The organism is Paenibacillus sp. CB74, from assembly GCF_055687625.1.
Map to the genome: position 1 here is coordinate 4,456,622 of NZ_CM146009.1, position 13,900 is coordinate 4,470,521.

At 45.9% G+C, this 13,900-nt stretch carries 7 protein-coding genes; 3 read left to right on the top strand and 4 right to left on the bottom strand.

Annotation, left to right across the window (positions count from 1 at the left end; genetic code table 11):
- Nucleotides 1-283: 283 nt before the first annotated feature.
- Nucleotides 284-1,339, top strand: a complete 1,056-nt coding sequence (locus ACX9NY_RS19675; RefSeq protein WP_472474585.1) for an ankyrin repeat domain-containing protein — start codon at nt 284-286, stop codon at nt 1,337-1,339.
- Between the two features lie 322 nt (nt 1,340-1,661).
- On the opposite strand, the gene ACX9NY_RS19680 is transcribed toward ACX9NY_RS19675, so the two are convergent.
- Nucleotides 1,662-2,654: a tRNA dihydrouridine synthase gene (locus tag ACX9NY_RS19680; protein ID WP_342571843.1), complete on the bottom strand. Its 993-nt coding sequence runs from the start codon at nt 2,652-2,654 to the stop codon at nt 1,662-1,664.
- A 419-nt stretch (nt 2,655-3,073) separates the two neighbouring features.
- Between ACX9NY_RS19680 and ACX9NY_RS19685 the strand changes: the two genes are divergently transcribed.
- Nucleotides 3,074-3,541: a DinB family protein gene (locus ACX9NY_RS19685; RefSeq protein ID WP_472474587.1), complete on the top strand. Its 468-nt coding sequence runs from the start codon at nt 3,074-3,076 to the stop codon at nt 3,539-3,541.
- A 319-nt stretch (nt 3,542-3,860) separates the two neighbouring features.
- Here ACX9NY_RS19685 and ACX9NY_RS19690 read toward each other — a convergent pair whose 3' ends face one another.
- The 3 genes from ACX9NY_RS19690 to ACX9NY_RS19700 all read right to left on the bottom strand — a co-directional run bounded on the left by ACX9NY_RS19690 (nt 3,861) and on the right by ACX9NY_RS19700 (nt 13,418).
- Nucleotides 3,861-8,999, bottom strand: a complete 5,139-nt coding sequence (locus ACX9NY_RS19690; protein WP_472474589.1) for an Ig-like domain-containing protein — start codon at nt 8,997-8,999, stop codon at nt 3,861-3,863.
- 220 nt (nt 9,000-9,219) lie between these two features.
- Nucleotides 9,220-12,273 carry a hybrid sensor histidine kinase/response regulator gene (locus ACX9NY_RS19695; protein WP_472474591.1) on the bottom strand — a complete coding sequence of 1,018 codons (3,054 nt, stop codon included), beginning with the start codon at nt 12,271-12,273 and terminating at the stop codon, nt 9,220-9,222.
- Nucleotides 12,270-13,418 (bottom strand): response regulator, encoded by a 1,149-nt coding sequence (locus ACX9NY_RS19700; RefSeq protein WP_339239536.1) that lies wholly within the window; start codon nt 13,416-13,418, stop codon nt 12,270-12,272. Before ACX9NY_RS19700 ends, ACX9NY_RS19695 begins: the two co-directional genes overlap by 4 nt.
- A gap of 221 nt (nt 13,419-13,639) precedes the next feature.
- On the opposite strand from ACX9NY_RS19700, the gene ACX9NY_RS19705 reads away from it, so the two are divergent.
- Nucleotides 13,640-13,846 (top strand): DUF2536 family protein, encoded by a 207-nt coding sequence (locus ACX9NY_RS19705; protein WP_339239535.1) that lies wholly within the window; start codon nt 13,640-13,642, stop codon nt 13,844-13,846.
- Nucleotides 13,847-13,900 lie beyond the last annotated feature (54 nt).

Consider the following 13,900-nt stretch of genomic DNA (forward strand, 5'->3'; position numbering starts at 1 on the left):
AAAAGCCTACCGCACGTATTGCGGCGATCATTTTATATACTTTTCAATCCATCAACCCTACGGAAACTCATCTAAAATTATAACATAGCCAAACAAAGCAAAGTCCCCTATTCAATCTGAAAACAGATTCAATTCCTCTGTTCGTCGTATCCGCAGATTAAATCCAGTAATTGGTTTAACATTCCTCATGTGATAAACTTGCAGAAATTATCTGCTTTCTATCCATCTATCATTGCCTATCATTACGAAAATACGATGTCATTCACAAGGAGAGGGATTTTAAATGGCTAAGAAGAAAACAACATTACCTGCTCATATGGAAAAGCTCGTTAAAGATAATGATATCGCTGCGGTAAAAGAGGTTTTCGAGCAATGCGAATGGGATGCCCGTGGGGGCTACAGCAAAGGTACGGCCCTCAGCTTTCGGCATATTTCGGATGAATTGGTTCGCTGGCTGGTAGAGCAAGGGGCAGATATTAATGCACGTGACAAATATCAACGCACGCCTTTACATGCCCATGCCTCACACTGGTCAGGAAATGTCCCCCTGTTCCTTGAATTAGGCGCGGATCTGGACGCTGTGGACTACCAAAATGAAACACCCTTACATGCAGCGGTCAGTGGATATAGAACCACAGTGGTTCAAGCGTTGGTAAACCAAGACGCTGCGATTAACGTAGAAAATAAACAGGGAAATACGCCATTAGCTAAGGGATTAGTCAATTGCAGGAATAGTGATATTGTCAATCTGGCGGAGATTGCCGCCATTCTGCTGAATGCTGGTGCATCGGTCACGCCAGATATGGAAGAATCGGTGAAGCGGATTGGTAAGGATTTTGAATACGTTCGTGAGAAGTTCAATAAAGACAAAATCGATGAAGTTTCAGACGCGCTAATCAAACTTTACCGGCTATTTGATGTCGAGCCGGTCGCGAATCGAATCATGCACGATGGGACCACCCCCATTCAGGTAAAAGCAACCACCTGGCCCAAGCAGCACCAAGAGCTGTGGGAATATCTTGTCCCGGCCCAGGGACATGCGCAAACGGTGCAGGGAGAGATGATCCGCATCACAGGGCGCGTGTCTCATGAAGTATTGGATAATGGCGGAGGTAACTGGGATAAGGAGTATCGCAAGATGCTGGATGCACTGATTCGTCACCTGGGCACTGGTGAGCCACTCGCCCCGGCACTTCTCCAAGAAGCATCAGACTTGGTCAGCAGGCTTCATGATGGATATGATTTTGATGCGCCTGCCAGATTATCCGAGTTGGCGGTATTATGGGTAGTAACGAACCCTCAGCCGATCGCAATGGCCCAACCGGAGTATACGCGTTAACGTTCCAAGGATAGACGACAACGCTAAAAAAGAAGCGGAGTTATTCCCGCTTCTTTTTTAGCTGTTATTTTCTTAATAACCGTCAATACATCATAACTACTAATCTTTCCTGACTAAGTGCGAGTAATACTCGACATGGCTTGAGAGCCTACCGTGGATGAAGTTGCTAATATATCGGGATACCCTCATGATTTCCCATTTTGGAAGTACTCCTAAATAACGTAAGTCTTCAATCCCTCTTAGTTTGTTGACCGGAGTATGACGCTTGCCCACACCAAAACTAACCTTACTTATCGTCCGTTCTTTCTCCGAACTCGGAAACTTAAATCCCACGTTCCTCCGCCTCAACTTGATCCTTATTTCCAAATTCATGGAGCAGCGTACGAACTTCACTTGTCGACTTGGCGTTCATTAGGCTGTTTCTGAGTTCACTTGCTCCTCGAAATCCGCGGACATAGACTTTAAAGAAACGGGCAAGCGCGCTGAACGAACGTGGCTCCTGTCCTGAATATTGATCATGGAGATCCAGATGCAGCCGTAGCAGATCAAGCAATTCCTCACTGCTGTGTTCCTTCGGCTCCTTCTCAAACGCAAACGGATTCTGGAAAATACCGCGTCCAATCATAATGCCATCCACACCATATTGCTCCGCGAGTCTAACGCCTGTCTCACGGTCCGGAATATCCCCGTTAATCGTCAGAAGTGTATTCGGTGCGATCTCATCACGAAGCTGCTTAATCTCCGGAATCAGTTCCCAGTGAGCGTCTACCTTGCTCATTTCTTCTCTCGTCCGCAAGTGGATGGACAGATTCACGATGTCCTGTTGCAAAATATGAGTTAACCAGTCGCGCCATTCGTCGACTTCCGTGAATCCGAGACGCGTTTTTACACTGACTGGCAGTCCTCCGGCCTTCGCCGCCTGAATAATCTCCGCCGCAAGAGCCGGGCGGCAGATCAAGCCGCTTCCTTTTCCATTCTCAGCCACATTCGCTACAGGACAGCCCATATTAATATCGATACCTTTAAAGCCTTCTTTCGCCATGCCAATACTCATCTCACGAAAGAATTCCGGTTTATCTCCCCAGATGTGAGCCACAATCGGCTGTTCATCTGCTGTAAATGTCAAACGCCCACGCACGCTCTTGTGCCCCTCCGGGTGACAATAACTCTCCGTGTTCGCAAATTCCGTAAAAAATACATCTGGTCGTCCTGCTTCACTTACCACATGACGAAACACAACATCCGTCACATCCTCCATCGGTGCCAATATAAAAAATGGTCGTGGCAATTCACGCCAAAAATTGTCTTTCGTCATATCCAAAACCTCTCTATGCATACTAGGGAACTTCTTTATCCCGAAAATTAAATCATCTGTAACCGATTATATCACACCCCCGAGAGAAGCATACTTCTCCCGCCAGCCTGAATAAACAACGTCGACTACGTAGGAATTGATATCTAAATATCTTGAATGTACCATTATAAAACCACTGCTTGGCGCAAGACAACTTCATTATCCACATTTATACTAACTTCTTTTTTCCATCTGTTCATTCCTATGCATTCACTTTATTTAACCCATCAAGGAGTAGCTATATATGTTTGACATCATAATATATCATATATATTATAGATACATGTAATCTTTAATTAAAATCAGACAGTGTCAGACCTTGCTCGAGATTGCAGTTTAACATACAACAGACAGTACAGTTAGAAAGGAGATCAATAAACATGGATGTACTAAAAAGTCAGTACGAAATGATTAAACGGACAAGGGAATCCCTCTTCCGAATGTGTGAAAACATGTCCCCCACAGCGTATATTAAACCGGTAGAAGCTTTAGGTGGAGATTCAATTCGTAACCTGCATGTTCATGTTACAGATTGTTATCGCGTATGGTTAGGTGTGCGTGGTCTTGGGCGATCCATGCCCAAAATAAAACCAGAATCCATCCAAAATGTTCAGCAGATGCGTAAATTATTTGAGGCGACAGACTTACTCGTTGACGAATTCCTGCAGAATTTTAGAAGCAACTGGAACCCCGACATTCAATCCAGTTGGATGAGTGAAACCGCCGAATTAAGTGAATTATGGCTTTTTACACATTGCACAACCCATGAATTCCATGATCGGGGACAAATCGCGAAAATGGCCAGATTACTTGGGTACATCCCGCCCAAAATGAATTTATCAAAATAAAATGAGCCTGGGAATCATCTATTTAACAAAATAGATCAACGGTATGCCATTCTGCTTGATTCTTATCAAGTATAGGCTTTTTTTGTTATGCCTTTTTTTCGACACATTAAAGATAATGAATATCTTGCTAGGCTTCATCCTCTCTCTTCATGAAACGTGTTCTCATACCAGGAAATCAGGAAGATTAGGTATATTATGAATCCAACTGTACACCCTTAATGGGAAAAAAGCGGAATGAGCACTAATTAGCACTCATTCCGCTTTTCTAGCTTCCCCGGACTGTACCTTACAAATCATCCAAAAGTTTAACGATTACCACCTAGATTAGATTCGACTTCTGTAACAATCTCTGCATGATCGTGGCAATCTCGGCACGTGTGATCTTACCTTTTGGTGCCAATAAAGACTGGCTGCGACCCTGCACAAGACCTGACTTCGCGCTGTCCACTGCACTGATGCGTGCCCAGGCAGATACAGTAGTCTCATCTTGGAACATCTGGAGCGTGGCATCTAAAGACTCTGCGTTCAGGCTATCTTTTAATCCAGTAATCGTCATCGCTTTCGCCAATATAACCATCGCTTGTTCTCTTGTAATGGTATCGTCAGGATGGAAGGTGCCATCCTCGAAACCGTTGATCAGCCCATATGCATGTGCTGTGCGGATAGCACCATTGTACCAATCCTCAGTCTTCACATCCGTAAATGGAGTTTCCCCATTCTCCGGACGAAGTCCCAGACCACGAACCATGATTGCGGCGAACTCTGCACGGGTCACGGCTCGATCAGGATTGAAGGTTCCGTTGCCAACGCCCTCCACAATCATGCGAGATCCCATATCATTTACAGCTTCTTTACCCCAATGATGCATTACGTCTGTAAATTGTAATGGATGCCACACTACTGCATATGTGCTATTGGTCAGGCTGTTAATTTGAGCTTCGTATCGGCCATTGTTTTGACGTACTTTGGTCGGGACATGACGAACTGATCCGTCTGGCTCCACGACAACGCCAGTTGTAATTTTGTTCGGATCTATGCCTTCTGGCATGGCTATCGTTCTTTCGACATATGCATCGAAGTTTTTTACTTCAACAGACTTGTCACCATAAACGGCATTAACTGTAAAATTAAGCGGCTGAGCAATCAGAGTTAAATCATTCTGAGCGACTGCGCGCCCTACAATGTCCGATTGAACTGAGGTCGGAGCTGCAATTTCAATCTGTACCTTGATATCCTGCAAGTCATTAGACACTCCAACTTGGCTCGCAATCTCCCCAATGCGGATTTGTCCAGCAGGAACAGTGTACGAAGCCTGCTCTGTTTTGAATTCGAGAATAGCTTGATAATCTTCCATCGTTTTAATCATCTCGCCTGTAAGCTCACCCACAAAAACGTCGTACGTTTGATTAATAGGAATTGTGACAACCGCGTGTTGTCCTTCCTCTGCCAATCTGTCATTCAGCTTCTGCTGATCTACTACAATCGTCAATGCGGTTTGTTGGTCACGCCGGGATATGATCGCTTGTCCAGCATTTTCCACTTTTCCATTAACCAAAATATTGACGCCTGTAGTTGGTGTTGTTGTCGGTGGTGTGACAGGCGTTAACTGTGGGTTTGATGGAGCTTGTGTTACAGGCGGGTTGGTTGACGGAGCAGAGGCCGCTGCAGGCACAACTGCATTGGACCTAGCCGAATCTGTACTTTTGCCTGCACCGTTAATGGCTTTCACCGTAAACGTATAGCTTATTCCGTTACTCAATCCCGTTACTGTTATTGGACTAGTACTGCCTGTAATTATCGTATTCCCAGGCGATACAGTCACTTCGTATCCCGTAATTGGACTTCCACCATCATGAACTGGCGCTGCAAATCTTACGGTCGCTTGTCCGTTGCCCGATGTCGCTGTCACATCTGTTGGCGATCCCGGAACGCTTGATGGAATTACACTTACTTGATTGGAGGCTTCACTAAGCCCTCCCTTATTCTCTGCTTTTACAACAAAGTAATAAGTCTTGCCGTTAACCAACTCAGGAATGGTATAAGGTGATGATGCCTCGGCTGTGATTTCAACCCTATGATCAGGATCATCATCTGTTGCCATGTAAATTCGGTACTCTACATCGGGTTCCGTTTCCCATTTCAACGTGACATGACCATCCCCAGGTTCGGCTGTCAGATTCCGAGGGTTGGCTGGCGCATTAGGCAGATTTACGGCCTGTATTACTTTGAAAGTGACTGGTACCATCAGATCTGCTGTCAACGTAACCGTTGCTGTATATGTTCCTGCGGGCAATCCGTCCTTGGCACGGAGAGTGAAATCTGTCTGATCACCAGCGATCAATTCAGCATCCGGCTGCGTAATAACAAAGGCATCCGAATCATGCCCGCTCAGAGAGGCAGATAAATGAACCAGATTTCCTGTTCCCGTATGCTGAATGGATACGCTGTTCGTTTCCTGAGTACCGGATTCATAATCGAGCATGAGCGGTTCCAATGTGCGATCTTCAATTGGAGCAATCGTATACGTTGGAGCTGCTGTCACCGTAAGAACCATGCTGCCTTTTTTGCTGATATCTGCTGTTGAGGTCGCGTAAATGGTATATTCCCCTGGCTCGGCATCGGCTTCTACCGTAACATAGCCGGAATCGCTGACCTTCACCTTGTTGGTTGCATCGCTACTGCTCCACATCACCGTTACATCCGCTCCGCCTACGGTATCAACCGTTGCCGTCAGTTGTCTGCTCTCTCCCTGCATAAGGCTGTCCGTAATCGGATTAACCGTGACGCTGTTCACGGCCGGTGCATACGTCACCTTAATGGTTGCCGTTGCAACCTTGGTTAGATCGTACACGGATGTCGCTGTAATCACATAGTCACCTGGCACGGCATCGGAAGCAACGCTAACATTTCCCATGCTGCTTACGGTTACCTTGTTGCTGGAATCGTTGCTCGTCCACATCACGGAAGAATCGGCTCCACCTACCGCAGTTACCGTGGCAGTGAGTTGCTCGGTTCTTCCTTGTGCGACAGAAGCATTTTCCGGATTGACAGCGATATTGTGAATAGCTGGCGCATACATCACGGTAACGGTTGCCCTTCCCATCTTGCTGCTGTCTTCAATCGATGTAGCTGTTATCGTATAATCCCCTGGTACAGCATCCGCTGCAACCGTTACGAAGCCGGTATTACTTACAGAGACTTTGCCGGTTAGATCACTGCTGCTCCATGTTACCTCCGTCGAAGCTCCACCGACTGCCTCAACGATTGCCTCTAACTGTGTACCATCTCCTTGCACGATGCTTGCTGGATCAGGCGTAACGATAACTCCGTTTACTGCTGGTGCATACGTCACCGTAATGGTTGCTGTACCCACCTTACTGCTGTCTACCGTCGAAGTTGCCGTAATGGTGTAGTTCCCTGGCATAGCGTCTGGGGCAACCGTCACGAAGCCAGTATCGCTTACCTCAACCTTGTGATCCGTATCACTGCTGGCCCATGTCACCGTTGCTCCGGCCCCACCTACAGCGTTTACCGTTGCGACCAGTTGTCTGCTCTCTCCTTGCATCAAACTGTCGGTATCTGGGCTAACACTAACGCTATTAACAGCTGGTGCATAGGTAACCGTAATGACCGCTGATTGCCTCTTACCCGTATCATAAGTGGAAGATGCTGTAATGATGTAGTCGCCCGGTGCAGCATCCGATGCTACACTAACCTTCCCCGTTGCATCTACCGTTACTTTGTTACTGAGATCACTGCTATGCCAGCTTACCGTGTCTGGCGCTCCACCTACGGCAACTACCGTTGCCGTTAACTGGGTGCTCTCACCCTGCATCAGGCTATCCGTACTTGGATTAACGGTTATACTCTGAACTGCTGGTGCATATGTCACCGTAACGGTTGATGTAGCTGTCTTGGTACTATCGAACGTGGAAGTCGCCGTGATGATGTAATTACCTGGTGTTGCGTCCCGTGCAACTGTAACTAAACCCGTAGCATTAACTGCGACCTTGTTCGTTGCATCACTACTGCTCCATGTCACCGTTGTTGGCGCCTCTCCTACGGCGTTAACAGCAGCCGATAGTTGCCTGCTTCCACCCTGCATCGTACTTGTCGTGATCGGGCTTACAGTTACACTGGTGACGCTTGGTGGAGGCGGCGGCGTGAATTGGGCTGCCCTTATATTTACCACTTTTCTGTCATCCTCATCCCACACCGCATACAGTGCTCCATTCATTGCTGTTATGGCAGGACTTGTGGCAGTTTTAGTTGTAAAAACATTCAATCCACCATTCCTTCCATTTTCAGCCAGAACCCATCCATTGCCGTCATATTTTTTCACACGAATCTTAAAAATAGCAATAGCATTACTGATCACTCCGGAATATTCGCCCCAAACGGCATATAATTCATTATTCAGAGTTGCCAGCTCCACTGTGAAGGTACGAAAATCAGTGCCAACATTAATCCCTGTCTGTCCCCCACCGTCAATACTGGTCCAGTTGTTACCATCGTACTGTTTAACTCGGACTTGATCGTCTGTTCTACTGATTGGTTCTGTCCATGCCATGTATAAGATATCGTTAATAACAGCAAATGAGGGATTGGTTGGAATAACCGTAGAAGTTATATTTAATCCAACCCCACCGTCTGCCAATGACCAGTTTGATCCAGCATATTTTTTGACACGCAACTGATACTTGGCACCGGTCAAATACTCGACCCACGCTACGTATAAATCATCCCCCATTACTGTAATGATGGGCGTTGCTGCACCACTACCCGGGTTTACGTTTAATCCCTCTGTTCCGCCCCCATCGAGGCTTGCCCACGTGGTGCCATTATACTTCTTCATGCGAATCTTAGCTGCTTCAACCCAAGTTGCGTACAACTCCCCTTTATATGCAGTTAACATGGGAGTACTCGCATTTAATGAGGGACTTTCATTAATTCCTTCTGTGCTTCCTCCTTCAGCATTTGTCCAGCTCGTACCGTCATATTTTTTGACCCGAATCTGGCCAATAGAAGAAGTTTTCATTTCCGTCCAAGACAAATATAGAGCGTTATTGTACACGGCGAGGGTCGGAGATACGACATCTTTGGTTAAATCGTAATTCAGACCATATGTTGGGTGACCGCCGTCAACACTAATCCAGTTTGAGCCATTAAACTTTTTAACTCTGATCTGGCTAATCGTAGGCGTACTCGGAATCGTTTCTTTCCATGCCACATAAATCTCACCATTCCATTCCACTATGGCAGGTTTTTCACCCCTCATGGCTGAATTTACATTAATGCCAGTTGCTCCATTCCCATCAATGATCGACCAGCCGGATGCCGCCGAAGTTACACCGCCCCCAATCACTAAAGATGGTATAAAAAGAATGATGGCTAGAAACAGATGTGCCATTCTTCGAAAATTTCCGTATTTCTTACTTGCTCCCCCCACTGAAATCATTACATGTCTCCCCCTCCGCAATATTAATCAGTTGCATTCTACTCAGCATAACGGAGCACACCTTAAAAAAACCTTAAAAAACGATGTTATTCGACTTTATTCGACGACATTAATCATACCCGTCCACCAATCCACATTTTCAGTTAACTATCCATCAAATAAATACAAAAAGAGCCCCACCGCATGTACGATGGAACCCATTGATATAACACATGTTCTCTTAAGACAGCCCATTAGGAATATGAAAGGCAACGCTCGTTCCATGCCCAGGTTCACTCGTTAGTACCAGTGAAGTTCCGTATTCAAATCTCAATCGCTTATCGATATTTCGTAAACCTACTCCTTGCTGGACGGCCGATTCGCTATGTTCAAGTAATATCTTCATACGGTCGGGAGGAATTCCGACTCCGTCATCGGATACAACAAATAACCAATCCTCTTCTAATCTCTCCACTATCAATTTCACTGTTCCGCCTTCAATTCGATCTCCGATGCCGTGGCGAATCGCATTTTCGATCAACGGCTGAAGCAGCAACGGTGGTATCTGTAAACGATATGCCTCTTCAGGAATCTCATATTGGAAGCAAATACGGTCCCTGAATCTTGCCTGCTCAATCTGTACATAGGTTTGAATAAGCTTGAATTCCTCATCGAGTTCGATGCGTTTATCTGAATTGCTGAACCGAAAGCTTCCTCGCAAATAATCAGCCAACGCGATGATCATGCTCCGCGCACGCTCTATATCTGTATAACTGGAGGCAACGATACTATTAAGAACGTTATATAGAAAATGCGGCTTGATCTGCGATTGAAGGAAAGCCACTTCCATATATACTGCGCGTCCCAATGATTCCTTCATGGCAAGCAAACTTCCGATTCGGGCTTTTAATTCTTCCAAATCAAACGGTTTGGGCAAGTAGTCGTTTGCTCCAACCTGATATGCAGCCACCTTATCCTGTGGTTGAATTGCCGCAGTAACCATCAGCACGGGCAACTCCAAGAGTGAATAGCGCTTGCGAATTTCTTGACATACTTCGTATCCGGACATGCCTGGCATCATCAGGTCCAGAATGACAAGGTCAATTCTGCCCGGTTCATCGATCTGGCGAAGTGCTTCGTATCCATCTTTGACTGCGATGATCCGATAGTCATGGGATTGTAGCGTATCCAGCAAAACCTTCAGATTGACATACTGATCATCAACGATCAAAATCGTGCGCTTACCAGCGGCATTCGCAATATACGGTGTAGGAAACGAATACTCGTTCTCCAAAGGTTGAATGTAAGATGCTGATGAATGGTCCGAGCTAGCTATATTTTCATTATTTGACGTTGCCCGCTGCAGGGTAAACGTGAATGTCGTCCCCACGTCCAGGGTTGAGCTCACGGATAGTGTCCCCCCTTGCAGATTAATCAGCTGCTTAGCGATAGACAGCCCAAGCCCGGAGCCGCGTTGGCCTACTTCTTCCATGGATTTGAACGGCTCAAAAATATACGGCATATCCTCCGGATGTATACCCGCTCCCGTATCCTGTACTTCGAATTGCAACAGGCCTTCTTGTTCCTTCCCGGCAACAATGATCGTTCCGTTCTCTGTGTACTTGATTGCATTGTCCAGCAGATTGCTAATGACCTGACTTAACCTGATTTCATCAGCATAAGCGAGCGGCAAGTCCGCTGGCACCTGATTGACGAGTTGAATCTCCTTTTCCGCACTGAGATAAGAGTAGAAACGGATTTGCATCTCTACGACTGAACGGACATCGACTGGCGCCGGATCAATTCTAAGCTCCCCCTGTTTAAGCTTCGACAAGTCCAGAATGTCATAGACAATCTGAGAAAGCTTCCTGGTAATATCGATCATCAACTGAAGCTTCTCTCGTTGCCCTGACGTAGGAGGTAACGCAGTATCATCAAGCATAGACCGGGATATGTTCATAACACCATGAAGAGGCGTCTTGAATTCGTGTGAGGTACGTGCGAGAAAATCATCCTTGTGCTTGTCCGCCTCCATTAACTGACCCGAGAGTTCCTCTATTCTCTGGAATGCGTTTGAGAAGCGGAGCGACATCAATAGTGCAAGCATGAGCAGTACAAGAAATGGCTCGACGGGTGGCAGCGAATAGATCGGAACGCCAAAGTAGACGTTTAAGTTCTGGTTCAACACTAGCGCGTTCAAAGCCATCGCCGCCACAGCCAGATACCAGCTGCCAGCCACTCTATTTAGAACAGCATATACAAACACATAGGTGGCGTACAACAAAGCTAACGTGACGTACAGTGATGTCACAAGGCGAAACGGCCCTGTCGTAATTTGCGTAGCAAAGCCCATATGCAAGAGAAGTAAAGCACCTCCTGATAGTAGTCCTGCCTTCGTAAATCCTCTATAACTGTAGGGACGAAAAGCAGTATACACATACAAGAAAAATCCTACACCTACCCCAATGGTCAACACCATTTGAATGCGAAAATATAGCCAAAATGGAAGTGGGCCCAGCGCATCGAACAGCACCCTCTCACCGCTGATGCTTGTAAACGCTGCAATAAATACACAGACGAGTCCGAATACAACAAGGGACTGATCATTCCTGCGCTGAGAAAATAATCCGATAAAATACAGCCCCATGATCAGGAAGGCTGTTAGGGCAATCCAATCGTGTGCTGTCGCGACATCCCGAATTTTCGCAATTTGGTCAGCCTTGCCAAATTGGATAGACTCCCCGATTCCACTCGTTACCCGGAATTCATGGTTGGCAACTTCGATCACGATATCGTTCCAGCCTGGCTTTAAAGTGAAATAACTGACATATGGCTTGTTAAGCGCCCAATAATCGTCTTTGTGATCGGGATACCCGCTTGAGCCCACGACTTGCCCGTTGACGATAAGCCTATTGGAGATCAATATGGCTGCCGTCTTCATTCCATATATGACGCTATCGTCATCAATTAAAAGCCTCAAACGATACGTTGCCACACCCAACGTATCCATCTGTTTGGACCATGACCCGGGCACCTGAATGAAAGAAGGGGCTTCATCTCCCGCTTCCTCAGAGGTGAGGGGATGGCTGAAGAGTAGTCGATTCGGGTAAAACTCCCATTGCCCGTCCAGCCGGACGACACCCTTCTCCTGAAATGCCCAATTGGTTAAGTCCATGACTCCATTGGCCGCCATCGGCATCGTTTTCTTGTTAAAAGTAAAGTATGTTAACAGCATACCGTAAGTCGCGAACAACATTGTCAATGTAATTAGGATCGCAACGATTTTGCGTTTCATTGAAATGTGCGCCCCGATCCCTCCATCGTGTTCTGAATCAATAACAACGTCTCCTCCTCCAGTTCTGTTCCAAGTTGAATGCGCACGGCTTGCTCTAACTCCTGACTTACACGGTATGCCTCACTCCGGTTACTGAGTTCCAGATGAATTCTAATCAACTCACGTCCATCGATCTCGGAGTCAGGAACAAGTGACAGTAATCGCTGTAAGCTATTCGCTGCAAACAAAAGCTTTCCTTGGCTACGATAATACATATACCATTTGCGAAGTGCACGGACATACAACGACTTGATATTCAACTGTCTGGCAATTGCCCAGTCAAAATTGCATCCATCCATATAATCTCCGACGTACATCTCGTTCATCTGATCATAATGAAGCTCATTTATGTGCTCTTCCGCCAATATTTTATTTAACAATGTCTCGAATTGAGAGACATCTATTGTAATGTCGTTCAGTTCAGCGGAAAACCCCTGATTTCCTTTACGGATATGAATTGCTACGCCATGCTCTGTCAAGCTTCTTCGAAGATAAGAAAGACAGGTGTACAAATACGATTTGGCTTTATCGAGATCGTAACCCGGCCACAACGCCTCTATAATGACAGCGGCATTTACGCGCTTACCTTCATGATGAATTAGAAATGCGCATAGCTCCCGCTCTTTTTTCGTTTTCCATATAACTTCCTTGCCCGTATCGCCTGGTGATATGATATGGAATCCTCCGAGAGAAAGAACTGACGGAACTAAAGGCTTATTTTCCTCTGTTAGACTGGACTGCTTGTACAGATCTTTGGTTATCCGTGCCACCGTATTCTGTAAACGGCTCACCGTAAACGGCTTTAACAGATAGTCGGTTGAATCAATCTCAAACGCTTCTAATGCATACTCGGCATAGGCCGTCGTGAAAATGATCGGCAACTCAGGAGAAATGCTTCTTATTCGCCGAGCTGCTTCGGTACCCTTCATACCCGGCATTTGGATATCCAAAAACACAGCATCTATCATGGTTCGGTTTAAATCTTCCAACGCCTGAAGGGGATTTAGATATCTTCCAGCGATCTCCACATTCCCCATTTGACCAAGCAATATTTCAAGCAGATCTAGTGCATCTTCTTCATCGTCAATCAACATAACACGGATCATTGGCTGTTCTCCTTTTTCGTTCATGCTAAAGATTAGCGGCCTTGAATCAATGTTTACATCCAAATTTATTTATACATATATATCGGGCGGTTGGCTTCGTCTCTTTAGATTCTGATATGTTGAGTGGAATTCATCTTGCCGAACTGGAAAAGCTCCTCTACAATGAAGCTCGACAGGCATTTAACCTGCAGATCGACATTCCGAGGAGGCTTGACTTAAATATGGAAATTTCACTGGATATCATAAAAGATAAAGTCGAATGCTTGCAGGCTTATGACTTTCATGAACTGGCGCGAGCGATCGAAGAACGTATTGAAATCAATAAGGCATTAATGCTGCGTGTAAAGCAAGTCCAACATCAAGTAACGTTTGATCCTATTCGCACCAAAATGTTATATAGCGCAGTCGTGCATTTTGCCTTAGATTAATGGACCAAGACTTTGAATAGTGAATACCAGATTACTGACTTAATTGCAGTTACT

Bases quoted from the DNA above. Each gene is read 5' to 3' on its own strand.
- ACX9NY_RS19700 (WP_339239536.1), bottom strand. From the start codon at position 13,418: ATGATCCGTGTTATGTTGATTGACGATGAAGAAGATGCACTAGATCTG.
- ACX9NY_RS19685 (WP_472474587.1), top strand. From the start codon at position 3,074: ATGGATGTACTAAAAAGTCAGTACGAAATGATTAAACGGACAAGGGAA.
- ACX9NY_RS19690 (WP_472474589.1), bottom strand. From the start codon at position 8,999: ATGATTTCAGTGGGGGGAGCAAGTAAGAAATACGGAAATTTTCGAAGA.
- ACX9NY_RS19675 (WP_472474585.1), top strand. From the start codon at position 284: ATGGCTAAGAAGAAAACAACATTACCTGCTCATATGGAAAAGCTCGTT.
- ACX9NY_RS19705 (WP_339239535.1), top strand. From the start codon at position 13,640: ATGGAAATTTCACTGGATATCATAAAAGATAAAGTCGAATGCTTGCAG.
- ACX9NY_RS19680 (WP_342571843.1), bottom strand. From the start codon at position 2,654: ATGACGAAAGACAATTTTTGGCGTGAATTGCCACGACCATTTTTTATA.
- ACX9NY_RS19695 (WP_472474591.1), bottom strand. From the start codon at position 12,273: ATGAAACGCAAAATCGTTGCGATCCTAATTACATTGACAATGTTGTTC.